Origin of the sequence: Neisseria animalis, assembly GCF_900636515.1 — a bacterium.
GTDB lineage: Bacteria > Pseudomonadota > Gammaproteobacteria > Burkholderiales > Neisseriaceae > Neisseria > Neisseria animalis.
The window spans coordinates 1,222,480-1,247,481 of the sequence record NZ_LR134287.1; the positions used below are offsets into that span (position 1 = coordinate 1,222,480).

Below are 25,002 nucleotides of genomic sequence, written 5' to 3' on the forward strand. Positions count from 1 at the left end.
AAGCGTTGTTTTTCATGATTTTGCAGACGGCCTCATATTATTATTTATGGCACAAAAACAAACACAATACAGCGAATCCAGCATCACCGTCCTCAAGGGACTCGAGCCGGTTAAAGAACGTCCGGGCATGTACACCCGCACCGACAGCCCCACCCACATTTGTCAGGAAGTCATCGACAATGCCGCTGACGAAGCCTTGGGCGGCTATGCTTCCGAAATCCAAGTGGAAATCCACGACGACGGTTCCTTGTCGGTAAAAGACAACGGCCGAGGCATTCCCGTCGGCATCCATCCGGCCGAAGGCCTGCCGGTGGTGGAGCTGGTATTCACCCAGCTGCACGCGGGCGGCAAATTCAACAAAAAAGACGGCGGCAGTGCCTACGCTTTTTCCGGCGGGCTGCACGGCGTGGGCGTATCCGTTACCAACGCACTCTCTTCCCGTTTGGAAGTGACCGTCAAGCGCGAAGGTAAAATCCACCGCATCGTTTTTTCAGACGGCTTCGTCATCGGGCCGCTCACCGAAATCGGCAAATGCGCGGTTAAAGATTCCGGTACCGAAGTACGCGTCTGGCCAAACGGCAAATATTTTGAAACCCCGCAATACAGCATTCCCGAATTGGAGCGTTTGCTGCGCGCCAAAGCCGTGTTGCTTTCCGGAGTTACCGTATCGCTGACACGCCGTCTGAAAGGCGCGGACGAAGCCGTCACGCAAACCTGGCATTATCCCGACGGCCTCAAAAGCTATCTGGCCGACCTCATCAGCGAAGCCCGGGAAGCCGTGCCCGTATTTTCCTGTGAAAACTATATTTCAGACGGCCACGAGGGCGACTTTTCCGTTGGCGAAGGCGCGGCTTTTGCCCTGACTTGGCTGGAAGAAGGCAGCTGTGCCAACGAAAGCTATGTCAACCTGATTCCCACCCCGCTGGGCGGTACCCACGAAGCCGGCCTGAAACAAGCCGTTTTCCAAGCCGTCAACAACTTCATCACCCTGCACAACCTCCTGCCGCGCGGCGTAAAAGTGCAGAGTGACGACGTATTCGGCAAAGCCGCATTCGTATTGAGCGCGCGCGTGCTCGACCCGCAGTTTCAAGGCCAAACCAAAGACAAACTCACCAACCGCGACGCACTCAAGCTCGTTGCCGCCGTGGCGGGCGACCCGCTCGAATTATGGCTCAACCAAAACGTCGAATTCGGCAAAAAAATCGCCGACCTCGCCATCAAACAAGCCCAAGCCCGCATGCGCTCGGTGAAAAAAATCGAGAAGAAAAAAGGCAGCGGCGTGGCCGTATTGCCCGGCAAGCTCACCGATTGCGAAAGCGAAGACATCCGCGAAAACGAGCTGTTTCTAGTCGAAGGAGACTCCGCCGGCGGCTCCGCCAAACTCGCCCGCGACAAAGCCACACAAGCCATTCTGCCCCTGCGCGGCAAAGTGCTCAACAGCTTTGAAGTCCACCCCGACCAGCTGTTCGGCAATGCCGAAATCCACGATATTTCCGTCGCCATCGGTGTCGACCCCCACGGAGCGGGCGACAGCCCCGACCTCAGCGGCCTGCGCTACGGCAAAATCGCCATCCTCTCCGATGCCGACGTGGACGGCTCACACATCCAAGTATTGCTGCTCACCCTGTTTTACCGCCACTTCCCCAAGCTGATTGCAGACGGCCATATCTACGTTGCACAGCCGCCACTGTTCCGCGTCGACGTATCCGCGCAAGGCAAATCCAAGCCCGCCCGCAAATTCTACGCCCTCGACCAAGGCGAACTCGACAGCATCTTGGAGCGGCTGCAAAAAGAAGGCCTGAGCGACAACAAATACTCCATCAGCCGTTTCAAAGGCTTGGGCGAAATGAATCCCGACCAGCTCAAAGACACCACCATGCACCCCGACACCCGCCGCCTGCTGCAAGTGCAGATTCCCGACGGCGCAGCGGAGGATACGCAAAATATTTTCGTCAAACTGATGGGCAAGGGCGAAGCCGCCAGCCGCCGTGCTTGGATGGAGGCCGAAGGCGATACCGCCGAAGTGGATATTTGATTGGCTTTATTGGCAAAAGGCCGTCTGCAAATCTCAATGCTGAAATTTGCAGACGGCCTTTTCATGGAAAATCCGTATGAAACTTAGAATCCGATCGGCTGTGCAAGCGCATACATTAATCTTCACGATACAGCCGTTTCCATTTGGTTTGATACAGCCTTGCTACATCTGTCGTACTGTCTGTACCGTTTGCGGTTTGCATCAAGCCAAATGAAAACGACTCGATAATCGAATGATACGGGATAAGTCCGTCAGCCCACAGCAGGGGGCAAACGCTTCGTTTGGAGTCTTGATGCTTCATAAGTTTCTCTGAACGAAGTGAGGCAAATGCCGTACCATGCTTTTTAATGGTTTGCCAACTCAAACCGTCATCATTTTACCCGTCGCCAAATGCTCGTCCCAAACGCTTGTCCCGACCGATTTGCTATATAATGCTATTTTTCTGATTAGCTCACTGTTGTTTTGCCATGAACATTCTGCAAGTTGAAAACGCTTCATTCGCCGTCGGCCACGTCGCGCTGCTCGACAAAACCTCTTTCCAACTCGACAGCGGCGAAAAAATCGGCCTCATCGGGCGCAACGGTGCGGGCAAGTCGTCGTTTCTCAAAATATTGGCCGGCGTACAAAAACTCGACGACGGCCAGATTGTCCTGCAAAACAACCTCAAAATCGTATATGTGCCGCAAGAATCGTTTTTCGACAACACCGCCTCCGTATTTGACGTCGTTGCCGAAGGCTTGGGCGAAATACGCGATTTGCTGCGCCGCTACCACCAAGTCAGCCACGCGCTCGAAAACGGCAGCGACGGGCATTTGTTAAAAGAACTCAACGAACTGCAATCGCAAATCGAAGCTCAAGATGGCTGGAAACTCGATGCCGCCGTCAAACAGACCATCAGCGAACTCGGCCTGCCCGAGCATGAGGCTGTCGGCAACCTCTCCGGCGGCCAGAAAAAACGCGTTGCCTTGGCGCAGGCATGGGTGCAGAAGCCCGATGTGTTACTGCTTGACGAGCCGACCAACCACCTCGACATCGATGCCATCATCTGGTTGGAAAACCTGCTCAAAGCGTTTGACGGCAGCCTGGTGGTGATTACCCACGACCGCCGTTTTCTCGACAACACCGCTACCCGCATCGTCGAACTCGACCGCGGTATTCTGCGCTCCTACCCCGGCTCCTTCAGCAAATACAGCGAAAAAAAAGCCCGAGAATTGGCCGTGGAAGCGGAACACAACCGCCTGTTCGACAAATTCCACGCCCAAGAAGAAGCATGGATACGCAAAGGCATCGAAGCGCGCCGCACCCGCAACGAAGGCCGCGTGCGCCGCCTTGAAGAGCTGCGCCGCCAGCGTGCCGAACGCCGCAACGTACAAGGCCAAGTCAACTTCAAACTCGACAGCGGCGAGAAAAGCGGCAAAATCATCGCCGAATTGGAACACGCCTCCTTCCAATACGGCGACAAAGCCATCATGGACAAATTCTCCGCCATCATCCAGCGCGGCGACAAAATCGGCCTCATCGGCCCCAACGGCATCGGCAAAACCACTTTCCTCAAGCTGATTTTGGGCGAGCTGCAACCCACCTACGGCCGCATCCGCATCGGCAGCAAGCAGGAAGTGGCCTATTTCGACCAATTCCGCAGCGCATTAAACGAAAACGACACCGTGTTCTACACCTTGGGGCAGGGCAACGACTATGTCGAAATCGGCGGCAAAAAACGCCATGTGATGAGCTATCTGGAAGATTTCCTCTTCCACCCCGCCCGTGCGCAAAGCCCCGTATCCTCGCTATCCGGCGGCGAACGCAACCGCCTCCTGCTGGCCAAACTCTTCACCCGCCCCGCCAATATTCTGGTACTCGACGAGCCCACCAACGACCTCGACATCGACACTCAGGAATTATTGGAAGAGCTCCTGCGCGACTATCAAGGCACCGTATTCCTCGTTTCCCACGACCGGATGTTTCTCGACAACGTCATCACCCAAAGCATCGTATTTGAAGGGCAAGGCCGTCTGAAAGAATACATTGGCGGCTACGACGACTATATCGACGCAAAAAAACGCGAAGCCGCCGTTACCGCACAAAACACACACAAAGCCGCCGTTCAGACGGCCTCCGAGGAAAAAGCCAAACCCAAAGCCAACCGCACGGTCAAACTTTCCTACAAAGAACAGCGCGAACTCGATGCGCTGCCCGATGAAATCGCCGTGCTGGAAACCGAACAGGCCGAACTCAACGCACAGCTTTCCGACCCTGAAATTTTCAAAGACTACGAAAAAGCCGGCGCACTGCAAAACCGTGCCGAAGAAATCGAAATGCTGCTGCTGGAAAAACTGGAACGCTGGGAATGGCTCGAAGCCAAGCAAAACGGCGGGCAGTAATCCGCATAAGGCCGTCTGCAAAACCGTACGAAATAAGATATTCCGATGATTTTCTATCCTGAATGGTTCGGCAGCCTGTGGATACAGGCAGCATGGTTGCCCTTAATCCTGCTGCTGGGCATGACTGCGCGCCGGGCCTTGGCAGCCATACAGCAATACCGTACCGCGGCAGCCCTTGCCGTGATGCTGCTGGCGACAGCATGGAGTCTGACCGCTACAACCGACAGCGGCACATTGGCCGGTATCAGCTATCATCTGCTTGCCGTCAACCTTGCCGCACTGATGTTGGGCGCACCTGCCGTGTGTTGGATTGCTGCCTTGCTGATGCTGCCTTACGTTTGGCTGCATACCGGAAGTTTGGCGACTTATCCGCTGAATACGTTGCTGCTGTTGCTGCCGCCGCTTGCGGTCAACCTGACGGCACGTTATTGCGTCAACCGCCTGCCGCCCAATATTTTTATCTTTATCTTTCTCAACGGCTTTCTCGCTTCCGCTGCCGGTATTGTGTTTACAGGTCTGCTTTTAACCGCATTTTTATCGGTTGGCAGCGGATTTGCAGACGGCGGTTTGTGGGGCAATGCCTTTCCCGTTTTCTTTCTGATTGCTTGGGCAGAGGCTTTTTTAAGCGGTATTGCCACGGCAATTTTCATTGCATTGAAGCCGCAGTGGATCAGTACTTTTGATGACAACCGTTATTTGAAACGGCAAAACCGTATTTGGCAGGATTGATGTTCAGACGGCCTGAATCTGCCAATCGATGGCCGTTAAGCCGTGTTGCTGCAGATAGCTGTTGGCTTGCGAGAAGTGGCGGCAGCCGAAGAAACCTCGGTAGGCCGAAAGCGGGGAAGGATGCGGAGCGGTCAAAACCAAATGGCGGTTGCGGTCGATAAACGCTCCTTTTTTTTGTGCATGGCTTCCCCAAAGCATGAACACGATGTGTTCTCTGTGTTGGTTGAGTTGCGCGATAACGCGGTCGGTAAATTTCTCCCAGCCGAGGGACGCGTGGGAATGTGCTTGTCCGGCACGCACGGTCAGGACTGTATTGAGCAGCAATACGCCTTGCTCTGCCCAAGATTGCAGGCAGCCGTGTTGGGGAATCTGAAAACCTTCGATGTCGTCGGCCAGTTCTTTGTAGATATTTACCAGCGAGGGCGGAACGGCGATGTCGGGGCGGACGGAAAACGCCAAGCCGTGTGCCTGTCCTGCGCCGTGGTAGGGATCTTGCCCCAAGATGACGACTTTGACTTGGTGAAATTCGGTGGCTTTGAAAGCATTGAAGACATCGGCAGCAGGCGGGTAGATGATTTGTCCGCCCTCACGTTCTTGGCGTACGCTGTGTATGATGTGTTGTAAATAAGCCTGTTCTTTTTCTGCGCCGATTGCGTCGTGCCAAGTGTGCATGGATTCGCTCCTGAGATTTGCAGACGGCATTATATAGCGGAATGCTTGAAAAATCGAAATGGCTGTGTTTGCCCGGAATCATAAAAACCGTCTGAATCGGTTGGCATACCCCATATTCAGACGGCTTGTTTGCGGAAAATTGTTATCGGATAACGCTGAGCAAAATGCAGCCAAGCAGACCGTAGCAATTAACGCTTGATTTTACTGTGAAATCTGCACGCTTTTAATCAGCACGGGTTTGACGGGTACATCTTGATGGAAACCGCGGCCGGCGGTTTTGCTTTGGCTGATGAGTTTGACAACATTCATGCCGGAAGTAACTTTGCCGAATACGGTATAGCCGTAGCCTTGCGGTGTTTTGTTTTTAAAGTTGAGAAAATCATTATCGGCGGTATTGATGAAAAACTGGCTGGTGGCGGAATGCGGATTGCCGGTGCGGGCCATGGCAATGGTGCCGACGGTGTTTTTCAAGCCGTTGTCGGCTTCGTTGCTGATGGCTTTGTCAACAGGCTTGGCGGTCATGTCGGCTGTGTAGCCGCCGCCCTGAATCATGAAGCCGTCGATAACGCGATGGAAAACGGTGTTGTTGTAAAAGCCTTTTTTGGCGTACGCGACGAAGTTGGCAACGGTTTTCGGTGCTTTTTTCTCGTCCAACAACAATTCGATTTTGCCCATATTGGTGTCGATTACCGCTTTGGTTTGCGCGGAGGCAGTAAAGGAAGCTGCCAACATCAGCGCGCAGAAAGTGCTTTGAGTGAAGATGTTCATAATATTCTCTTTGGATTGAGGTAAAAGGGAAGCTTTTAGGCAAACCAACTGATGATCCACATGGTCAACAGCGTTAATACGATGGTCAGCGCGCAGCCGATTTTGGCAACGGTACCGATAATGAAGCCGATGAGTGTGCCGAAGCTGACTTTGCCTGCCTGCCACATATCCTTGCGGGTAATAAATTCACCGACCGCCGCACCAATCATCGGACCGAACAACAACCCGGGCAGCGAGAAGAATGCGCCGGCGATACCGCCGATGAATGCGCCCCACACGGCAAGTTTGTCTGCACCGGTATATTTCGCCCCGAGCATTCCGGCAACGTAATCCATTGCAGTGCCGATAACGGCGACAATGGCCAGAAAAATCAAAGTGGTCGAGCCGAAAATTTGGTAGTCTCCGGCATGAGCCAGCAACCATGCGCCGCCGAACATCAAGCCCAAACCGGGAATGGCGGGATAAATCGTGCCGAGCAATCCTGCGGTAACGGCAATCAAGCCGAGAATGATGAAAACAACAGTCATGGTATTCCTTTGGTTGGAGAAGGAGTGAAATATACAGACGGCCTTTATGGTCGGAAGCAGGCAAAAAATGCAGCGTGTATTATTGCGCCAATCCGAAATTCTGCAAGCATGATTTGTGCAAAAAAATAAAAATCCGGGTAAACACCCGGACTTTATAGTCGAATAAAATAAGAATGAGACAAGGCAGCGAAGCCGCAGACAGTACACATAGTACGGCAAGGCAAAGCAACGCTGTATCATTCTTATTTTAAATGACTATATTTTGACGCCGCAGAGATATTGAGATTACATACCGCAGCCGTTTTTCGGTTTGCTGGCCAGAATATTGATGACCTTGCGCTCCGGCTTGGTTTCGATTTTGATTTCGCTGTCGTCTTCTTCAAGGCCGTCTGCAAAACGCTCGGGCATGGTTTCGCTGTCAAATGCCAAGTCGCCGCCGTGTTTCAGATTCTGTCCGCGCTCCAAGCCGGCAAAGTCAAACAGTTCGGTATCCGCCAAATGCGAGGGAACGATGTTTTGCAGAGCGGAAAACATGGATTCGATGCGCCCCGGGAAACGCTTGTCCCAATCGCGCAGCATATCGCCGATGACTTGGCGTTGCAGATTGGGCTGCGAGCCGCACAGGTTGCACGGGATAATCGGGAATTGCTTCAATTCGGCATATTTGACCAAGTCTTTTTCTTTAACATAGGCCAGCGGGCGGATAACGATATGTTCGCCGTTGTCGGATACCAGTTTCGGCGGCATGGCTTTGAGTTTGCCGCCGTAAAACATATTCAGAAACAGCGTGGCCAAAATATCATCGCGGTGGTGGCCGAGGGCGATTTTGGTGCAGCCCAATTCTTTGGCGGTGCGGTACAGAATGCCGCGGCGCAGGCGGCTGCACAGCGAGCAGGTGGTTTTGCCTTCTTCCAGTACGCGCTTCACGGTGGAGTAGGTGTCTTCTTCGACGATTTTGTAATCCACGCCGATGCTGTCGAGATATTCGGGCAGGACGTGTTCGGGAAACCCGGGTTGTTTTTGGTCGAGATTGACGGCAACGAGCGAGAAATCAATCGGTGCGCTGGCTTGGAGTTGGCGCAGAATATCCAAAAGGGCATAGCTGTCTTTGCCGCCCGATAAGCAGACCATGATTTTGTCGCCCGGCTCAATCATGTTGAAGTCGTTGATGGCATCGCCTACGGCGTGGCGCAGGCGTTTGCTGAGTTTGTTGTTTTCTAATTCTTGTTTGGTTTTTTTAGACATAATGGTGGGATAGAAAATACTGGGCAGGAAAGACGGTATTTTACTGGAAAATGCTTTTCAAGCGAATGTTTAATGCCGTCTGCAAACAGATATTTTGTGCAATCTGTTTGCAGATTGTCGGATATGTTCATCTTGCCGCACATTCGTTCGGGGGGGGGGGGGGCGCCTCATGATTTGAGCAGCCTGATGAACCTCTGCCCAAAGCTGTGATGTCTGTACCGCCTTACAACCCCAACGCTTGTGCATGAAACTCGATATGGGTGTCGATAAAGCTGGCGATGAAAAAATAGCTGTGGTCATAGCCGGGGCGCATTTTGAACTGTATGTCGAATCCACAGGCGCGGGCGGTGCGGACGAAGGTTTCGGGTTGCAGCTCCTGCGGGTAAAAACTGTCGGCATCGCCTTGATCGATGAGAATCGGCAGCTTACCGGAAGCTGTTTGCAATAATTCCGTGCTGTCGTATTGTTTCCATGAGTTGCTGTTGCCGCCCAAATAGGCGCTAAAGGCTTTTTGTCCCCACGGAGTTTGGCAGGGGTTGACAATAGGGGCGAATGCGGAAACGGCAGCATAGCGTTCAGGATTTTTCAGAGCAATTTGCAACGCGCCGTGTCCGCCCATGCTGTGGCCGAAAATACTGCGTTTGTCGCTTACGGGAAATTCGGATTCGATGAGGGCGGGCAGTTCCGAAACGATATAGTCGTACATTCGGTAATGGGGTGCCCAAGGCTGTTCGGTGGCATTGAGATAGAAGCCTGCACCTTGTCCCAAATCGTAACCCTCTGCATCGGCAATATCTTCACCGCGGGGCGAAGTGTCGGGCATCACCAGAGCGATACCCCATTGGGCAGCAAAACGCTGCGCGCCGGACTTTTGCGTAAAATTTTCGTCGGTGCAGGTCAGGCCGGACAGCCAGTATAAAACAGGAACTTTATAGCCTTGCAGGGCTTGCGGGGGGAGATAGACGGCAAAAGTCATGTCGCATTGCGTGGTTTCGGAAAAATGGCGGTAGCGGCGTTGCGAGCCGTTAAACAGTTTATTTTCGGAAATCAGGGTAAGTGCGGTCATGACAGTGCTTCTCTTTATATTATTAAGTATCTGCGGAATGATAGGGGATTGGAACGGTTTATGCAAATTTGCAGACGGCCTTGATGCTGCTTAAAAGCCGTCTGTTCAATGGTTTGGTAATCTATACACAAACTTTGTGGATAACTTTGTGGATAGTATCGGTATAAGGTGAAAAAACGTTTAACTGACAATGCGGCGCTTAAGTTGATTAAAAAGTAATCAAAATAAATTATTTAAAATCAATATGTTATAAATCATTCAAAATATAGTCGCCAATTATATAAAATTCCTAAGCAAAACAAAGTAGTGGATAATTTTTTGAAATAATGGATTGACAGCGGAAAAATTGTCAAAAATTTGTTGCTTTGCGTTACAATATACGATTATTTTCGAGCAGACAGAAACCACATCATGAAAGCCAGTCAATTTTTTATCTCTACTTTAAAGGAAGCACCTGCCGAAGCATCGCTTGCCAGCCATAAATTGATGCTGCGTGCCGGTTTGATCAAAGGCGTTGCCTCGGGTCTGTACACTTGGATGCCGATGGGTCTGCGCGTGTTGCGCAAAGTGGAAAACATCGTGCGCGAAGAAATGAACCGCTCGGGCAGCGTGGAATTGCTGATGCCGGTGGTACAGCCGGCCGAATTGTGGCAGGAGAGCGGACGCTGGGAGTTTTACGGTAAAGAATTGCTGCGCCTCAAAGACCGCAAAGATGCCGATTTCTGCATGGGGCCGACCTGCGAAGAAGTCATCACCGACATCGTGCGCAAGGAAATCAACAGCTACAAGCAGCTGCCGAAAAATTTCTACCATATCCAAACCAAATTCCGCGATGAAATCCGCCCCCGCTTCGGCGTGATGCGCGCGCGCGAGTTTGTCATGAAAGACGCGTATTCGTTCCATGCCGATTATGAATCGCTGGTGCGCGACGGCTATCAGCCCATGTATGATGCCTACTGCCGCATTTTCGACCGCTTGGGGCTGAACTACCGTCCCGTTGCCGCCGACACGGGCAGCATCGGCGGCACCGGTTCGCACGAATTCCAAGTATTGGCCGAAAGCGGCGAAGACGTCATCGCATACAGCGATGCTTCCGATTTTGCCGCCAATGTCGAGCTGGCACCGACACTGCCGCTGTCGGGCGAACGTGCTCCGGCAGGCAAAGCTTTGGAAAAAGTCCACACGCCGGATGTAAAAACCATTGCCGCGCTGGTAGCGTTTCTCAATGTTCCTGTTGAGCAAACGCTGAAATCCATCGTAGTCGAAGGTGAAGAAGAGGGCGAATTGGTGTTGCTGCTGCTGCGTGGCGATCATGAGTTCAACGACATCAAGGCCGAAAAACTCGCAGGCGTAAAATCGCCGCTGGCCATGGCATCGCCCGAGCTGATTCGCGCCCAATTCGGTGCAGACGGCGGATCGCTCGGTCCCGTAGGCTTCAAGGGTAAAGTCTATGCCGATTTTGCTACGGAAAAAGGCGCGGATTGGGTAATCGGTGCCAATGAGAACGACTACCACTATACCGGTTTCAATTTCGGACGCGATGCGGCAGAACCGGAGTTTGTTGATTTGCGTAATGTCGTGGAAGGCGATCCGAGCCCCGACGGTAAAGGCCGTCTGAAACTGGCACGCGGTATCGAAGTCGGCCATGTGTTCCAACTGCGCGACAAATATTCCAAAGCCCTGAACGCCTCGTTTTTGGACAACAACGGTAAAGCGCAAATCATGGAAATGGGCTGCTACGGCATCGGCGTAACCCGCATCGTGGCTGCCGCCATCGAGCAGAATAACGACGAACGCGGCATTATCTGGACGGATGCCATGGCTCCGTTTGAAGTCGTTATCGTGCCGATGAACTACAAAAAATCCGAAGCCGTACGCGAGGCCGCCGACCGGATTTATGCCGAACTGGCTGCCGCCGGAGCAGACGTATTGCTCGACGACCGCGACGAACGCGCAGGCGTGCTGCTCAACGATTCCGAATTGCTCGGTATCCCGCACCGCATCGTCATCGGCGACCGCGCATTGAAAGAAGGCAACGTCGAATACGCCCGCCGCCGCGACAACGAACCGCAAAGCGTGGCATTAAACGAGATTACAGCAAAAGTACTTGAAGCATTGAAAGTGTAAAATAACTTTAGAATAAATACCGTCTGTAAAATAAACTGCACCCTGTAAGTTGAACTCTCAACCAACTTAAACTGAGGTGCAGTTTTCTTTTCTTATGAGCAAATACATATTAAACTTCAAACATCAAGCTGTCTCACGTTATCAGTTTAAGCAGGCAGCAATGCTCTGCAAACGCTCTCCATATTTCCCGTACCCACTTGCACCGTTGGGTTGCTGCATATGACGGCAGTAGTCTTTGTTGTACTCAGATACCCGCAGACAATCCCTTTATTGCCAACAAGCCTAATGACGAAAAAACACCGACGGTTCTTCTTGAAGAGCCTTGGTATCTTAGAGTTGAGGTAACTTATTTAAAAATTTGGAAGAAATAAAGTATAGTCGAATAAAATAAGAATGAGACAAGTCAGCGAAGCCGCAGACAGTATGAAACCCATTGAGATAAATATATAGACTCTGTGAGATAAATGGGATGAAGCGGGCTGAAATGGGTTTTGGTGGGATTGGATTTGTGAAATAGCGTTGCACAGGGTGTAATGAAAATAAACGGGCAGATTTTGCCCGTTTTTGCTTTTTTAGAGACCTGCTTTGAGTGATTCGAGCGCGATATCGATGATGCGTTTGTCGGCTCCGTTTTGGAGTTGGCCGCTGCCGTTGATGGGGAGGTATGGTCTGGCCGGAATAGTGACTTTTCTGCCGCGTCCGGCTTGGCCGCCGAGATGGTGGATAGCGGCATAGGGTTTGTTGCTGCCGATTCGTGCGAAGTCGTTGCCGACTTGGGTGGAAATGCTGGCGGCAAGTTGGCCGGTCAGTTGCAGGGTTTTGCCGCCTTGCGCCGCGCGTTTGCTTTGTGGCCATTTGTCACCGCCGAAACTCTCATTCTCAAAGTTTTCTTCGGTGAGTGAAATCATTTCTGTGGCCACGCCTCTCATCATTTTGCGTGAGTTGCCTAGGTTGGTTAACAGCTGGCTCAAGCTGCGGTCTACTGATTTTGAGTCTAGGTTGATTTCAATCATGGTCAGCCTTTCAAGACTTTTTGCACCCATGCTAAATCGGCGGCAGATAAAGCTGCTTTGAATTTGGCATTGCCCATCATGATTTTCAGCGCGATTCGGGCGATGTCGGGGTGGACGGCGTGGGCTTTTTGAATGGCAACCGAAGCCATGCGTGAGAGCATGGTTTGACCTTGGTTGGCATTGAAACCTGCGCTCGGTGCGACAAATTTGCCGTCGATACGCAAGCCGGTGCGTTGAGCATAGCGGGCTTCGCCTGTGTATTCGTTGCTGCTGATGTCGACTGTTTGGGTTTCGAGGGTCGGGCTGGGCAAGGCGCGGCTTTCGCCTGCTGCTCGGGACAAGGGGCGCACGCGGCAGCGGCAGCGGAAATCGAGTGGCGGATACATGGTATTCCAGACCGGGTCGGTGGCGGCATAGACGCGACCGTGCATGCGGCGGTGGCTGTCGCGGGTGCGGCTGTCGTTGATGGCAACGTACTGCCAATACGGATGGGTATCCACAGAATCCATCATTTCGGCATAGCGTCCGGCCATGTAGGCCGATTGCATGTTGGTCAGGTAGATGGTTTTCAGACGATGCGGGCTGCCGAGCTGTACGGTTTGGGCTTCGCCGGTGTCCGGATTGGTTGCTTGGGTGCGTCCCCACCAGCCCTTGCTTTGTAATACCGGCGTGAGTGTTTTTTGGAACTGTTCCAGCGTTTGGCCGGTCTCGGCGGCGTTGACAACGGCGCGATAAATATCATTGGCCACGTCCATACCTGCGGTTTTGGCCACGGTGAACGCGGTGGCGTGCGCGTCGTCGAGCATGTCTTGCCAATCCCACGAAACGGCCACGCCTTTTTGCTTCAGGTATTCGACCGCTGCTTCCGGCTCCAGGCCGAAAATTGCCTTGATGTCTTCCGGAGTCATCAGCTCATCTCCTGCGCCGCTTCAATGCGTCCGACCAAACCGGACAGGAAAATCACACGCGCCAGTTCGTTTTGCAAGGCGGTGTCATCCATATTCGGGAACTGCTCGGCCAAGCGGTCGAGAATATTGTCTTCGGTTTCGCCGCGCTGCAAATCCTGCACCAATAAGGCAGTCAGGTTGCGGCCTTGCTGGTTCAGCTCGGCTGTATTCGGCGCGAGCGTGTCTAAAATCAAGCCCGCATCGGTTTCTGCACCATCCCAACCTTCGGCAAAATCAGCAGCGGTCGGGGTGATGGCATCTTCTTCAACGATATCGCCGTCTTCCAAACCATAAGTGCGTTTCCAATATTGCGGGGTGAATTTCACACCCGCACCGAACAGCATATTGTCGCGCTCGGCACGCTCTTTTGTACCTGATTCTTCATTTTCAAACAGTTCGAATTTTGGGCAAACCACATCGCCGAAATTCAGCGATACCACCCATTCAATCAGCTCATTAAACGCCGCTTCGACAATACGGCGGTCGCTGTCGCGGATATCATCGGCGATTTCCAAGCCTGCGCTGGCACTGGCATGGTTGGTTTCTTTGTCGGTGGTTTGGTCTTGGCCAAGCAAGGCGATGTTGATGCCGGATTTACACTCTTTCAGCAGCTTGTCGAAAGCATCTACCGATGATGATTTGCCGCTGGCTTCGTGAATTTCGACACTCGAATCGTTCGGAATCGTGCCGACCGAATTGCTGATTAAGGCTTCTAGCGCATCAAGCAGCTTTTCGGTGTCGCTGTGGGTGTTGGAGCGCGGCTCTTTGCCAATCAACCATGGTGCACCGTATTTTTCGGTGAAACTCACCCAGAATTTCAGGCCGCCGCGCTTGAACGTAACCAGCCAAAAGACCAAGCCCAAATCACCCAAACCGTAGGGATTAAGATAGTCGTCTTCATGACGTGGGCAAAGGAATTTATAAGGCGGCAGCGGCTCTTGGCTCAAGCCGTTTTCGATGAAAATCAATTCTCGGTCATCATTAAAGGCAAACCACTCTTGCGGCTTGGCTACGATTTCAGACGGCAGCCATTGACTGCCTTTCTGCCAGATAATTTCAATCGGTTGATAACCGAAAAAAGCGGCATTCATGATGTCTTTGCAAAATTTATACACATCAACATCCGCAACCAGCCAATTTTCGACAAAATCCAATACCCGCTCATCGACTTCATCGCCACTTAATTTCCAATCCAGGCGGGCAACGGCGGCTTTACGGCGGCGCACGAAGCTGCCGACCAGCTCATCGCGCAACAATTCGCGGTAAACAGAGATTTGTTTGCCCATCTTGCGCAAAATCGGGTCGGGATTCGGCAGCCAACCGCCGAAGCCGTTTAAAAACTGACGCGATACGGCGATGTGGCCGCTTAAATCCTCGGGTTTGAAGGTTACGCTGCCGTGTTGGGTTTTGAGTTTGAAATGCGGTTTTTTCATTTTCAGACGGCCTTAAGGTTCATACATCAAATTGAAAACGGAATGCCAAATTATTGGAATAGAACGCAGCCACAGTAATACCATCTGCGCTGTTTTTTTAGGCTTGTAACGCGGATAAAAACACCTACCAGCCACAATAACGGGTAAATCAGTTTGTCAGTCTGCTGCGGCGTTTGATTTTTCGGCTGGCCACGCGTACTGGCCCGGCATTCAGCTCTCGACTCGCGTAATGCGCCAACACCAAGGCAATCGCCGCGTCGCCGTGGCGTTTTCTGCCGTCTTGTCCTTTGGTGCGTGTGTCGGGAATGCGTGGCACGCCTTTTTATCCAACGCCTTTATCAGCTTGGGCAAAACACCGGAAGTAGCGGGTACGGCCATCAACGGTATGCTGACCAAGCTGATGACGGCCGACAAGCAGGGAAAGAAATTTCAGGCGGTTTTGGAGGGTATGGGTACAGATGCCAAAGCCCTGAAAAAAGCGATTGCCGAAAACGGCGAGCAGGCTCTGATGGATTTTCTGAGACAGATTGAAAAGCTGCCAAAAGAAAACCAGATGGGCGCATTGGTCGATTTGTTCGGCTTGGAATATGCCGACGATGTGGCTGCGTTGGTTGGTGGCTTGGATACCTATAAGAAGTCCATTGATGAGCTGAAAAAAGCCGGTAAAGGCGGCAAGCCTGAATTTATGGGCAGCATGGAGAAAGAATTTGCTGCACGTTCGGCCACTACTGAAAACGGCCTAACGCTGATGAAAAACGGCTTTGCTGAGCTGAAAACGGTAGTCGGAGACCGACTGCTACCCGTGATTAATAAGGTTTCCGCATTTATAGGAAATCTTACCCAAAATTTAGCCGATTTTGCGGCTAAGAATCCGGAAGTCGTCGATGGCTTGTTGTTGATTGGCGGCGTGATTGCCGGGTTGATTATCGGTTTTTCTGCGTTTACTGCCGTAATGGGCGTGTTCTCGATGGGTTGGATAGCTGCAGCCAAGGCCGTTTCTCCAATGATTTCCTTATTGGGAGCAGTTCGTAAAACCATGTCGTTTTTTGGGCGGGGCATTATATCTGTTATCCGTTTTCTGCCCATGCTCGGTTCGGCATTTTTGAAATTGGGTGCCTTCTTAATGGCCAATCCGATTTTCCTTGCCCTTGGCCTGTTGGCCGTTGCCGCTTACATGCTCTACAACAACTGGGCATCAGTGGTGGCCGGTGCAAAAGCGTTGTGGCAAAGCTTGGTGATATTTTTCAGCGGACTTTGGGCGCAAATCACGGCTTTCTTCAGCAGCGGCATCGGTAATATTGCGGCCACTATTCTCAATTTTTCGCCACTCGGTTTGTTTTATCAGGCATTTGCCAGTGTGATGAGCTGGTTTGGTGTCACCTTGCCGTCAACCTTTACCGGCTTTGGCCGTATGTTGATTCAGGGTTTGATTAACGGCATTAAATCAGCAGCCGCAGCGGTATATAACACGATTGCCTCTATCGGTAATTCGATTAAGGCCAAATTCCAAGCGGTGATGGATATTCATTCGCCGAGTCGTGAGTTCAGACGTTTTGGTGGCTTTATTACCCAAGGTTTGGATATTGGTATCCGTCGCACGGCCAACCGGCCAATCGGTACGGTCGGTGCATGGGCAGGCCGTCTGAAAGACAGTTTCGGAAGCCGTATCGGCCAGCTGCGTGCCGATGTGGCCGCGCGGGTATCCGGCAGCCGCGCCGATTTCGAGCAAGCGCGACAGGCTGCGGCTGCCGGTGGCGTGACCATTCATTTCAACCCGACCATCAACGCGCCGGGCGGAGACCCTGCTCAAATTCAGACGGCCTTGCAAATGGGCTTGCGCGAATTTGAAACGTTGTTTCACCGCATGATGGCCGACCGTGAGCGGAGGGCTTTCTGATGTATGCAATGTTGGGGGATGTGAGGTTTGAAACCTTGCAAAGCTTTGCCAGCTTGGAAGCGCAGCACTCGGCCAAGTTTGCCAAGCACGAGGTATTAAAAGGCCGCCCGCGCTTACAGGCGATGGAAAACGACCTAACCACACTGCGCTTTGGCTTAAAACTGCATTGGATGTTGGGCAATCCCGACACGGCTTATAAGGGTTTGCTGGCAGCTTTGGAAGCGCAGCAGGCGGTGTCGCTGGTTTATGGCTCAGGCCGCTTTGTCGGCTGGTTTGTCATTGAGAGCCTGACCGAGCGCACCTTGATTCAGGACAGTAAAGGCCGCACGGCCGCGCGTGAGCTGGATATCGAACTGACGGAATTTGTCGGTGACCCGAATAATCCGCTGCCGACTCCGGCGATTATCAGCGGCAAGCAAAACCCATTGCTCTCACTGTTGCCCGAATCGGTACAGGCGCAAGCGGCAGATGTGATGCAGGCGGTTGAAACCGGTGTGAAAGTCTATCGTGCGGCAGAAAACGGCATAGAGCAAATGCAAGGCATCATCGCGGCGGCTAAAGAGTTGCGCAATGATTCCGCCGGTGCGCTGAATTTAATCGGCGATGCGCTCGGCGTGGGCGGTGATGTATTGGGCAAGCTCAATGGTTTACCGGAAGTAACGGCTTTGTTGGGTGATTTATCCGGCGCGGCTGAAATGGCCACGCAGCTTGGTGCAGCCGGAAATGCGCTCGGCAGTACGGTGGCAAGCATGCGTGCAGGTTACGAGAGCGGAACTATCGGCGGCTGGTTGGATGCGGCTGGAGACTCAATTACTACGGCCTCCGAAGCGGTGGCTAATGGTGCATCGGCCGTTGAAAAGTTGACCGGTTGGCTGGCGACAAGGAGTGATGGATGAGCGCGGTTTTACGCTATACGACCAAAGATGGTGACCGCTGGGATTTGATTGCCCATAAACACTACGGCAACGCTTTGCTGATTGACGGCCTGATTGCGGCCAATCCACATTTACCGTTGGCCGAAGAGTTTGTCAGCGGCTTGACGGTGTTTGTGCCGGTGCTAGAAAGCAAGCCGAAAAACAGTCAGGCCGATTTGCCGCCTTGGATGCGCTGAAAGGGTTGAAATGGATATTAAAGGTTTCTTGTCCGGCTTGGCCGCTCAAGGCGGTACGGGTGGCACTCATCCGGTAACCAAGCCGGATTTCACATTGAGCTACGAAAACAAGGATATTACAGGCGACATTGCCCCCTATCTGATTTCATTTGTTTACACAGATTACCTCGAGGGGCAATCTGATGAGCTGCAGGTCGAATTTGAAGATGTGGACGGTCGCTGGCTGCGTGGCTGGTATCCGGAGCAAGGCGATGCGCTGGCATTGAGCTTGGGCGACCAATTTACCGGCTTGGTAGATTTGGGCAGCTTTGAGATTGCGGAAATTGAATACAACCACCCACCATCAACGGTGAGCCTGAAGGCGTTGTCGGCGGGCATTACCAAGGCCAGCCGCACTTTAAAAGGCCGTGCGTATGAAAATACCACGCTGGCCGAGATTGTGCGCCAAGTGGCAGGCCATCTGAAATTGCAGCCCGCTGGGCAAGTGAAAGACATCAAAATCAAGCGTGTGACCCAGTATCAGGAGCGCGATATTGAGTTTTTGAGCCGTTTGGCCAAAGAGTATGGCCACACCTTTAAGGTTGTCGGGAATAAGCTGGTATTCGCCGACAACGTCAGGCTGAAAGAGCGTGAAGCGGTGGTGATATTGAGTCCTGAAGACATGACCCGAATCCGCCTGCGCGATTTGATTAAAGGTGTACCGACCCAAGTAGAAATGCGCGGCTACGACCCGAAAACCAAGAAAACGGTGTCGGCTACGCGTAAAACCAAGTCTCTGCGCCCGAAATCCAAACGTGGCCACACCGGCGACACCTTGAAAATCGTGCCGAATAAAGGCGAAAGCCAAACGCAGCTCAATGCCCGCGCCGATGCGGCTTTGGCTGATGCGCAAGACGACCAATGCGCCGGAAACATCACATTGTTTGGTAATGCGCTGCTGGTGGCCGGTCAAACCGTGCGCCTGAAAGACATGGGTAAGTTTTCCGGTAAGTATCTGGTGAAACAGGCGCGGCATGAGTATCGCCGCAGCAGCGGCTACACCACCGAACTGGAAATTAAGATGATTGAGTATATCGATGATGAGGAGCAGCAGGATGCAGCAAACGCATGATTTTGGGGCGACCCTGCAATTCGGCGTGGTATCGGCGGTGGATGAAGCCGGTCACAATCTGCGCGTCAAAATCCCTGCCCTAGAAGACATGGAAACCGACTGGCTGCCTATGGCTACACCGGCCGCCGGTGGCAATCAGTTTTACAGCCTGCCCGACGAGGGCGAGCAAGTTGTCTGCCTGCTGGACGCCCGTGGCGAAAACGGCTGCGTGATTGGCGCTATTTACAGCGCAGCCGATAAGCCACCGGCCAGCAGCAAAGACAAATGGGTACGCCGCTTTAAAAACGGTACGATTATTGAACACGACCGCAAAACGGGAGATATACTGGTCAAAACCGACGGCGTGGTGACAATTGATGCCGATGCCGTGGTGAAAAAAACCTTGACGGTTGAAGGTCTGTTTACTTATACCGCCGGCATGTCTGGTCAAGGTGGTAGTGGTGCGGCGGCCAAAATTGATGGCGCAATTGAGGCTACTGGCGATATTAAATCCCAAGGCATCAGCTTACCTGGTCACACGCACACCGGCGACTCGGGTGGCACAACATCGCCGCCGAAATAAGGTTTTAAAACGCATTAAAATCAGCTTTATGCGGCTTCAGGCAGAATCCCTGTATCAAAACGATACAGGGATTTTTTTATGCAATTCGATACGCCCATTTCCAAGCACTGGCAGCTTGCCCCCGGTGGCAGCGGCCTGGCGCAGGGCGTGGACGATATCGACTTGTGTATCCACAACATCTTGTCCACCCGCAAAGGCTCAGATGTGACCCGCCCCGATTTCGGCAGCAATCATTTTGACTACATTGACACGCCGGAAGACGTATTTGTGCCAAATATCGTGCGCGAAGTGGTTTTGGCCATTCAGACCTGGGAAACGCGGGCAGTGGTGGATGAAGTGACGTTTAGCGGCAATGCCCCGCACATCACCATGACCGTGCGCTGGCGCGTGGCAGATGACGTATCCGGTGAAATCTACGGCACAACGCTGAATTTGGAGCATGCAGCATGGATTTAAGCACTTTAAAGCGTGAAGACGTCAAGGTCGTGGCTGATGATTTGTCGACCATCTTGGCCGAGATTATTGCCAAGTATGAACAAGACAGCGGCAAGGCACTGCAACCGGCGCATATTGAGCGTTTGCTAATTAACGTATACGCCTACCGAGAATCATTGACTCGGCAGCAAGTGAATGAGGCGTATCGCCAGCAGCACGTCCGCTTTGCAACCGGCTTGATGTTGGATTTGTGTGGCGATGATGTCAATACACCGCGCTTAGAGGCTCAACCTGCCTTAACCACCTTGCGATTTTCTTGTGAGGCCAACTTGGCCATGGAGCCGGTGTTTATTCCGACCGGCACTCAAGTCATTGTGGGCGAGTTGATTTTTGAAACAACCACATCAGCAACTTTATCGTCTAGCCGAAATACGGTTGATTTACCGGCGCAATGCACTACAACCGGCACGGCCGGAAACGGCTGGGCAATCGGCCAAATTAACACGCTGACAAAACCGCTGCATGCTGATATCGACGTTAAGGTCAGCAATATTACTGTCCCCTCCGGCGGCGTCATCATTGAGAGCGACGATGCTTATCGCGAGCGGATTTTGCTGGCTTTTGAGGCGTTTTCAGTAGGTGGTCCGAAAAAAGCCTATGAGTATTATGCCCGCCGTGTTTCGCAGGCCATTGCCGGTGTCCATGTCGGCAACGATGTTGATTCTGCCGGTAATCCGATTGGTGGCACGGTGGCCGTTACGCTGCTGGCAACGGACGGTCTGCCCCGCCAAGAATTGATTGACAAGGTATCGGTGGCATTGAGCGATGAGACGGTGCGGCCGCTCTGTGACACTGTGATTGTACGCGCGCCCGAAGTGGTGGAATACAAAATCGATGCCCGCTTGGTATTGTTCAAAGGTGCTGATTCTAAATCAGTTTTAGCCGCTGCCAGCGCAGCTTGGTCAGACTACGAAACTGCCCGCTATGCCAAGCTAGGCAAAGATGTGGTGCCATTGGATATTCAGACGGCCTTAAAGGTTAGTGGCGTGTACAACGTTATTTTATCCAATGAGCGCGGCGAGTTACGCGACAGCGATGTCATCGTGATTGCCCCTAACCAATGGGCGCGGTGCGTATCGTTTAGCGTATCGGTCGATATGGAGCAACAAGATGGCTAAGCTCAAATACGCCTTGATTATCGCCCAAGACCCGCGCTTTACACGCTTGGCCAATCTCAGTCTTGGCTATCGCAAGCTTGCCTTAACCAAGCTCATGCCTCGTTTACTCGAACAAGTGGATAACAACCACCTTGAGCTGCTGGCGGAGAGCCGCAGTATGGTTGGTTCGGACGGCTACTGGCTGGCCAAAGACAATAAAACACGGCGCAAGCTGATTAAAGATGCCGTGTTTTTACACCGCCGAAAAGGCACACCCTGGGCGGTGCGTGAAATCTGCCGCCGTTTAGGTTTTGGCGAAATCAAGCTGATTGAGGGATTGGGTGGCCAAATCTACGACGGCAGTATTAATCACAAAGGTATTTATATGTATGGCGACCACCGTTTGTGGGCGCATTACTCAATTATTTTCAACCGACCGATTACCAATACGGAAGCGAGCCTGTTGCGGGAAACCCTACCGGCCTTCGCACCTGCCCGCTGTGTATTGGTGCGTTTGGATTATCAAGATACACCGCTGTATTACAACGGCAAAGTCGATTTTGACGGCGATTACAATTTCGGAGTGGCTTAAATGGCAACGATCCAAGAAGACAAAGTGACACCTGAGTGGGTGGATGATTTATATCAAATTGAGATGACCGACCCTGTTACAGGTGGTTCGGATGGCGTGGCGAACCGTCAAGCTAAGCAACTTGGCCAGCGGACGCAGTGGTTAAAAAAAGCTTATGAAAACGCCGCCGCGGAACTTGTTGAGTTATCGAGTAAAAGAGGTACGCTGGAAAATTTTGGCCTTGTCCAGTTGGTTAGTCAATTGACATTGAATGATGAATCGAATGCTGTTACGCCTAAGGGGGTTTTAGATGCAATTTCTGCCGCCAGCGTGAGCGTGGCAAGTATTGCTGAATTAAGAAAGTATGCTGGAATCGAAGGCTATGTTGCGGTTAATGGCTATTATAAGCATAAGCCTGGTCTTGGCGGCGGTATTTTTGTGGCCGACTATCTAGATAACACCAGCCGAGATGATGGTGGATTAGTTATCGTCGCCGAAAATGGTACTAGATGGAAACGTCAGATTGAGGGCAATACGTTATCTTTAGCAGATTTTGGTGCTTATCCGGGAGTCGAGTGCGGCGCGCAAATCCAAGGCGCGTTTGATTTGTGCGCGGGTCGTTACATGTTAACGGCGGAGGCAGGCACTTACCTGACCGCGCAAGAATTACGCACTCCGACAGGACTGATTTTTCAGGGCGCAGGCATGTATAAAACAATATTAAAGGCAGATGCAAAGCTGCCTGCGATTGCGAATTTGATTACAAATAAATCAAACAATTACGCAGTGAGAACAGGCTATGATTTTGACATCCACTTGAGCCATTTTTCTGTCGATGCCGATTGGCGCGGCCGCTATGCGATTGGTACGGCCATTAACAATCAAGCCTGCGGCATTAAATTTTCGGCGGTGCGATTATCTAGTTTGACTAATATTCGCTCTATCAACGCGGCGTTACATTGTTTTGATATTTGTGCCGACCAGTACTTGGACAATGGAGACGTGACCGCCAACGCGGTCAACCAGTCCGAATATATTACCGTCAAAGGCTGCGTCGCGGCCAATCCTTATCGTGATGACGCATTTACCACTCATAACAGCCGACATATCACGTTTGAGGATTGCGTGGCCTTGTTCGACGGATCGGTCTCCCCGTTGGGCAATACTCAACAAGGGTTTGAGGCGGATGAGGGGAGCTCACATATTGTTTTCCGTCGCTGCTTGGCTAAAGGTTATCACTGTGGTTATCAAAGCAAAGGCCATGCTACAACCAAGCCGGCCGAATCAATCACTTTTGATAATTGCACAGCCGAAAACTGCGCCTACGGCGGCATGGCAAGTGTAGGCCATAACCCGACCGGTAAGAGCGGGTATGCTCCTCAATCTGTAGTTTTCCGCGATTTTATTGTCAAAAGCCCGACCGGTAATAGCCACCTGCCGAATCCGGTTGCGTTACTCATTTATGGTGCAGACGGCGTGGTTGTTGATGGTATTACTGTAGATGGCTCGGCAAATATTGTGATTGAGCAAGGTGCTGGCAAGACGAATTTAAAAAACGCTGTTTTTAAATCCAAGCTGAACAATAGTTATCAGGGCGCAATCGAGATAAGAAATACAGTAACAGCCGCGTGCATGGTTAGTATCGATAATTTAGTCGTCTCAGCCGCCCAAGAAATCCCTGCGATTTTCAAAGATTCTTCGGCTGCTCGATTGGTTGTTGATACAGCATTTATTGCTAATGTTAATAACAACGAGGCCACGGCAATCCGCATGAAACGCCAAGCCCGCGACCGAATCACCGGCGTTTGGTCAGGGTGTAAATACACTATCGATTTGATGGATGAGGGTTATAAATTAACGGGTGATGTGCAGCTGGACGCCTATAAACGCATTTATTTAGCGGGCAATCCTGTTGTCAGTGAGCCTTTTATTAAAGCACCTATCGGCACGGTCTGTACGTCGCAATGGGGTGAAGAGTGGGTACAACGCGGCACTGATGGTAATAACCCTAATTGGGTTAAGACGGTTAATTAAGGGAGGGTATGATGTATTTAATTTTTAATTCGGCAGGCCATCTCGAGCAAATTCGAGCCGACCAGCCAGTCAAGTTAAGTCCAGGTTTTTTTCTTCTGGAGGCAGATATTCCCAAGGGTTACGCATGGTCTGATGGCAAAGTTATTTATGATATGGATAGCCCCCCGCCAAATTTAAATTACCAAGTTGTTGATGGCCAATGGGCGATAAATACAGTTGGCGCCACTGCTATGCTTGAGTCTTTTAAATCTGACAAAATTGTTGTCTTAAATGCCGCTGCTCAAGATTTTATTAATCAGCAGTCAGGGGCGAATATGGTGCCTGATTTTGAGTTTGCCACATGGCCGCTGCAAGCTACTGAGGCGAAAGCATGGGCAGCCGATAAATCAGCGGTGACGCCAATTTTAGACGGCATAGCCGCCGCCCGGGGCATGGAGCCTGACAAGCTAAAAGCCGCCGCCTTGCGCAAAGCCTTGGCGTATTCCGCACTGTCCGCCCATGTTGCCGGACAACGACAAGCCTTGCAAAGCAAGATTGAGGCGGCCAAAACTCAGGCGGCGCTGGATAAGATTGTGATTGCGTTTACTGCGCCGGAGGCCGTCTGATGGTAAAAGTCTATTTGGCCTTATATAAAGGCCGCAAATCAGGTCGTACCCCTAAGGCGTTGGCCATGCGCTTTACGGATTGGATGGTTCGCAAAGCCACGCGCGGCATTTATTCACACTGTGAGATTGCCGTGGCCTTGGGGGATGGCGTGTTTGAGTGCTACTCATCAAGCCTGCGTGATGGAGGTGTGCGCTGCAAAACCATGCGCTTGCCGTCGGATAAGTGGGATTTAATTGAGCTGCCAGCAACAGACGTGTTAACTGCCAAATTGCAGATGATTTGGCTGATGACACAAGGCAAGTCGTACGATGTGCTCGGCTCACTTGGTGTGGTCTTGCGCGTCGGCAACCGGCCGGATAAGTGGTTTTGCTCGGAGTGGTGCGGGTATGTTTTGGGTTTTGCCGAGCCGTGGCGGCTGTCACCCAATGATTTGGCGGGCATGACGGCAGAAATGTAAAGAAAACGGCTGCGCGGCGGTGTCCTACCACCGTTCTCCGCGCCAGCTTCAGCAGACTTGACCTGCGTTAGCCTTTTTTACCGACCTCGCGAGGTGCGGTGATTTTATCACTAACGAC

Annotated in this window: 24 protein-coding genes; 15 read left to right on the plus strand and 9 right to left on the minus strand. The window is 52.0% G+C overall.

Annotated elements, in window-relative coordinates; translation table 11 throughout:
* The first annotated feature begins 46 nt into the window (after window positions 1–46).
* Window positions 47–2,035 (plus strand): DNA topoisomerase IV subunit B, encoded by a 1,989-nt coding sequence (locus tag EL111_RS05715; RefSeq protein ID WP_123796168.1) that lies wholly within the window; start codon window positions 47–49, stop codon window positions 2,033–2,035.
* 115 nt (window positions 2,036–2,150) lie between these two features.
* Here the strand turns inward: EL111_RS05715 and EL111_RS05720 are convergent, their stop codons facing one another.
* Window positions 2,151–2,399: a hypothetical protein gene (locus tag EL111_RS05720; RefSeq protein WP_123796169.1), complete on the minus strand. Its 249-nt coding sequence runs from the start codon at window positions 2,397–2,399 to the stop codon at window positions 2,151–2,153.
* 103 nt (window positions 2,400–2,502) lie between these two features.
* Here EL111_RS05720 and EL111_RS05725 point away from each other — a divergent pair, with 103 nt between their 5' ends.
* Together EL111_RS05725 and EL111_RS05730 are read left to right on the plus strand one after the other, a co-directional pair.
* Complete coding sequence (locus EL111_RS05725; RefSeq protein WP_123796170.1) at window positions 2,503–4,416, plus strand: ATP-binding cassette domain-containing protein; 1,914 nt, start codon at window positions 2,503–2,505, stop codon at window positions 4,414–4,416.
* A 45-nt stretch (window positions 4,417–4,461) separates the two neighbouring features.
* On the plus strand, window positions 4,462–5,145 hold the full coding sequence (locus EL111_RS05730; protein WP_123796171.1) for an energy-coupling factor ABC transporter permease: 684 nt from the start codon (window positions 4,462–4,464) through the stop codon (window positions 5,143–5,145).
* Window positions 5,146–5,148: 3 nt separating this feature from the next.
* Here EL111_RS05730 and ung read toward each other — a convergent pair whose 3' ends face one another.
* From ung to fghA, 5 genes are all read right to left on the minus strand, one after another.
* Window positions 5,149–5,817, minus strand: coding sequence for a uracil-DNA glycosylase (ung, locus tag EL111_RS05735; protein ID WP_123796172.1), 669 nt, complete (start codon window positions 5,815–5,817; stop codon window positions 5,149–5,151).
* Between the two features lie 201 nt (window positions 5,818–6,018).
* Window positions 6,019–6,585, minus strand: coding sequence for a peptidylprolyl isomerase (locus EL111_RS05740; RefSeq protein WP_123796173.1), 567 nt, complete (start codon window positions 6,583–6,585; stop codon window positions 6,019–6,021).
* Between the two features lie 35 nt (window positions 6,586–6,620).
* Entirely contained in the window at window positions 6,621–7,112 is a 492-nt protein-coding gene (locus EL111_RS05745; RefSeq protein WP_123796174.1) for a DUF456 domain-containing protein, read from the minus strand.
* 285 nt (window positions 7,113–7,397) lie between these two features.
* Window positions 7,398–8,357, minus strand: coding sequence for a tRNA 2-thiocytidine(32) synthetase TtcA (gene ttcA, locus EL111_RS05750; RefSeq protein WP_123796175.1), 960 nt, complete (start codon window positions 8,355–8,357; stop codon window positions 7,398–7,400).
* Window positions 8,358–8,580: 223 nt separating this feature from the next.
* Window positions 8,581–9,423, minus strand: coding sequence for an S-formylglutathione hydrolase (gene fghA / locus EL111_RS05755; protein WP_123796176.1), 843 nt, complete (start codon window positions 9,421–9,423; stop codon window positions 8,581–8,583).
* A gap of 411 nt (window positions 9,424–9,834) precedes the next feature.
* Here fghA and EL111_RS05760 point away from each other — a divergent pair, with 411 nt between their 5' ends.
* Complete coding sequence (locus tag EL111_RS05760) at window positions 9,835–11,550, plus strand: proline--tRNA ligase (protein ID WP_123796177.1); 1,716 nt, start codon at window positions 9,835–9,837, stop codon at window positions 11,548–11,550.
* Window positions 11,551–12,122: 572 nt separating this feature from the next.
* On the opposite strand, the gene EL111_RS05765 is transcribed toward EL111_RS05760, so the two are convergent.
* The 3 genes from EL111_RS05765 to EL111_RS05775 are packed head-to-tail and all read right to left on the minus strand — an operon-like array spanning window position 12,123 to window position 14,943.
* Entirely contained in the window at window positions 12,123–12,563 is a 441-nt protein-coding gene (locus EL111_RS05765) for a phage virion morphogenesis protein (protein ID WP_123796436.1), read from the minus strand.
* 2 nt (window positions 12,564–12,565) lie between these two features.
* Window positions 12,566–13,471 (minus strand): phage head morphogenesis protein, encoded by a 906-nt coding sequence (locus tag EL111_RS05770; protein ID WP_123796437.1) that lies wholly within the window; start codon window positions 13,469–13,471, stop codon window positions 12,566–12,568.
* Complete coding sequence (locus tag EL111_RS05775) at window positions 13,471–14,943, minus strand: DUF935 domain-containing protein (protein ID WP_126325839.1); 1,473 nt, start codon at window positions 14,941–14,943, stop codon at window positions 13,471–13,473. Before EL111_RS05775 ends, EL111_RS05770 begins: the two co-directional genes overlap by 1 nt.
* Window positions 14,944–15,172: 229 nt before the next feature.
* Between EL111_RS05775 and EL111_RS05780 the strand changes: the two genes are divergently transcribed.
* The 11 genes from EL111_RS05780 to EL111_RS05830 all read left to right on the plus strand — a co-directional run bounded on the left by EL111_RS05780 (window position 15,173) and on the right by EL111_RS05830 (window position 24,884).
* Complete coding sequence (locus EL111_RS05780) at window positions 15,173–16,840, plus strand: phage tail tape measure protein (protein WP_126325843.1); 1,668 nt, start codon at window positions 15,173–15,175, stop codon at window positions 16,838–16,840.
* Complete coding sequence (locus EL111_RS05785; RefSeq protein ID WP_126325837.1) at window positions 16,840–17,736, plus strand: phage tail protein; 897 nt, start codon at window positions 16,840–16,842, stop codon at window positions 17,734–17,736. Before EL111_RS05780 ends, EL111_RS05785 begins: the two co-directional genes overlap by 1 nt.
* Window positions 17,733–17,951 carry a tail protein X gene (locus EL111_RS05790; protein ID WP_123796421.1) on the plus strand — a complete coding sequence of 73 codons (219 nt, stop codon included), beginning with the start codon at window positions 17,733–17,735 and terminating at the stop codon, window positions 17,949–17,951. The genes EL111_RS05785 and EL111_RS05790 overlap by 4 nt, the downstream gene beginning before the upstream one ends.
* Before the next feature lie 10 nt (window positions 17,952–17,961).
* On the plus strand, window positions 17,962–19,062 hold the full coding sequence (locus tag EL111_RS05795) for a phage late control D family protein (RefSeq protein ID WP_123796422.1): 1,101 nt from the start codon (window positions 17,962–17,964) through the stop codon (window positions 19,060–19,062).
* Entirely contained in the window at window positions 19,046–19,624 is a 579-nt protein-coding gene (locus tag EL111_RS05800) for a phage baseplate assembly protein V (protein WP_123796423.1), read from the plus strand. The genes EL111_RS05795 and EL111_RS05800 overlap by 17 nt, the downstream gene beginning before the upstream one ends.
* 78 nt (window positions 19,625–19,702) lie before the next feature.
* A complete protein-coding gene (locus EL111_RS05805; RefSeq protein WP_123796424.1) occupies window positions 19,703–20,080 on the plus strand; it encodes a GPW/gp25 family protein in 378 nt (125 codons plus the stop codon).
* Window positions 20,071–21,237, plus strand: a complete 1,167-nt coding sequence (locus EL111_RS05810; RefSeq protein ID WP_123796425.1) for a baseplate assembly protein — start codon at window positions 20,071–20,073, stop codon at window positions 21,235–21,237. The genes EL111_RS05805 and EL111_RS05810 overlap by 10 nt, the downstream gene beginning before the upstream one ends.
* Window positions 21,230–21,808 carry a phage tail protein gene (locus tag EL111_RS05815; protein WP_126325844.1) on the plus strand — a complete coding sequence of 193 codons (579 nt, stop codon included), beginning with the start codon at window positions 21,230–21,232 and terminating at the stop codon, window positions 21,806–21,808. The genes EL111_RS05810 and EL111_RS05815 overlap by 8 nt, the downstream gene beginning before the upstream one ends.
* Window positions 21,809–23,821: a putative phage tail protein gene (locus EL111_RS05820; RefSeq protein WP_123796430.1), complete on the plus strand. Its 2,013-nt coding sequence runs from the start codon at window positions 21,809–21,811 to the stop codon at window positions 23,819–23,821.
* An 8-nt stretch (window positions 23,822–23,829) separates the two neighbouring features.
* Window positions 23,830–24,426: an HI_1402-related protein gene (locus EL111_RS05825; RefSeq protein WP_123796431.1), complete on the plus strand. Its 597-nt coding sequence runs from the start codon at window positions 23,830–23,832 to the stop codon at window positions 24,424–24,426.
* Window positions 24,426–24,884 carry a hypothetical protein gene (locus EL111_RS05830; protein ID WP_123796432.1) on the plus strand — a complete coding sequence of 153 codons (459 nt, stop codon included), beginning with the start codon at window positions 24,426–24,428 and terminating at the stop codon, window positions 24,882–24,884. The genes EL111_RS05825 and EL111_RS05830 overlap by 1 nt, the downstream gene beginning before the upstream one ends.
* The last annotated feature ends 118 nt before the right edge of the window (window positions 24,885–25,002 follow it).

Excerpts from the sequence above, each read along its gene's own strand:
- EL111_RS05715 (WP_123796168.1), top strand. The coding sequence starts at position 47 with ATGGCACAAAAACAAACACAATACAGCGAATCCAGCATCACCGTCCTC.
- EL111_RS05725 (WP_123796170.1), top strand. The coding sequence starts at position 2,503 with ATGAACATTCTGCAAGTTGAAAACGCTTCATTCGCCGTCGGCCACGTC.
- EL111_RS05730 (WP_123796171.1), top strand. The coding sequence starts at position 4,462 with ATGATTTTCTATCCTGAATGGTTCGGCAGCCTGTGGATACAGGCAGCA.
- ung (WP_123796172.1), bottom strand. The coding sequence starts at position 5,817 with ATGCACACTTGGCACGACGCAATCGGCGCAGAAAAAGAACAGGCTTAT.
- EL111_RS05740 (WP_123796173.1), bottom strand. The coding sequence starts at position 6,585 with ATGAACATCTTCACTCAAAGCACTTTCTGCGCGCTGATGTTGGCAGCT.
- EL111_RS05745 (WP_123796174.1), bottom strand. The coding sequence starts at position 7,112 with ATGACTGTTGTTTTCATCATTCTCGGCTTGATTGCCGTTACCGCAGGA.
- ttcA (WP_123796175.1), bottom strand. The coding sequence starts at position 8,357 with ATGTCTAAAAAAACCAAACAAGAATTAGAAAACAACAAACTCAGCAAA.
- fghA (WP_123796176.1), bottom strand. The coding sequence starts at position 9,423 with ATGACCGCACTTACCCTGATTTCCGAAAATAAACTGTTTAACGGCTCG.
- EL111_RS05760 (WP_123796177.1), top strand. The coding sequence starts at position 9,835 with ATGAAAGCCAGTCAATTTTTTATCTCTACTTTAAAGGAAGCACCTGCC.
- EL111_RS05765 (WP_123796436.1), bottom strand. The coding sequence starts at position 12,563 with ATGATTGAAATCAACCTAGACTCAAAATCAGTAGACCGCAGCTTGAGC.
- EL111_RS05770 (WP_123796437.1), bottom strand. The coding sequence starts at position 13,471 with ATGACTCCGGAAGACATCAAGGCAATTTTCGGCCTGGAGCCGGAAGCA.
- EL111_RS05775 (WP_126325839.1), bottom strand. The coding sequence starts at position 14,943 with ATGAAAAAACCGCATTTCAAACTCAAAACCCAACACGGCAGCGTAACC.
- EL111_RS05780 (WP_126325843.1), top strand. The coding sequence starts at position 15,173 with ATGCGCCAACACCAAGGCAATCGCCGCGTCGCCGTGGCGTTTTCTGCC.
- EL111_RS05785 (WP_126325837.1), top strand. The coding sequence starts at position 16,840 with ATGTATGCAATGTTGGGGGATGTGAGGTTTGAAACCTTGCAAAGCTTT.
- EL111_RS05790 (WP_123796421.1), top strand. The coding sequence starts at position 17,733 with ATGAGCGCGGTTTTACGCTATACGACCAAAGATGGTGACCGCTGGGAT.
- EL111_RS05795 (WP_123796422.1), top strand. The coding sequence starts at position 17,962 with ATGGATATTAAAGGTTTCTTGTCCGGCTTGGCCGCTCAAGGCGGTACG.
- EL111_RS05800 (WP_123796423.1), top strand. The coding sequence starts at position 19,046 with ATGCAGCAAACGCATGATTTTGGGGCGACCCTGCAATTCGGCGTGGTA.
- EL111_RS05805 (WP_123796424.1), top strand. The coding sequence starts at position 19,703 with ATGCAATTCGATACGCCCATTTCCAAGCACTGGCAGCTTGCCCCCGGT.
- EL111_RS05810 (WP_123796425.1), top strand. The coding sequence starts at position 20,071 with ATGGATTTAAGCACTTTAAAGCGTGAAGACGTCAAGGTCGTGGCTGAT.
- EL111_RS05815 (WP_126325844.1), top strand. The coding sequence starts at position 21,230 with ATGGCTAAGCTCAAATACGCCTTGATTATCGCCCAAGACCCGCGCTTT.
- EL111_RS05820 (WP_123796430.1), top strand. The coding sequence starts at position 21,809 with ATGGCAACGATCCAAGAAGACAAAGTGACACCTGAGTGGGTGGATGAT.
- EL111_RS05825 (WP_123796431.1), top strand. The coding sequence starts at position 23,830 with ATGATGTATTTAATTTTTAATTCGGCAGGCCATCTCGAGCAAATTCGA.
- EL111_RS05830 (WP_123796432.1), top strand. The coding sequence starts at position 24,426 with ATGGTAAAAGTCTATTTGGCCTTATATAAAGGCCGCAAATCAGGTCGT.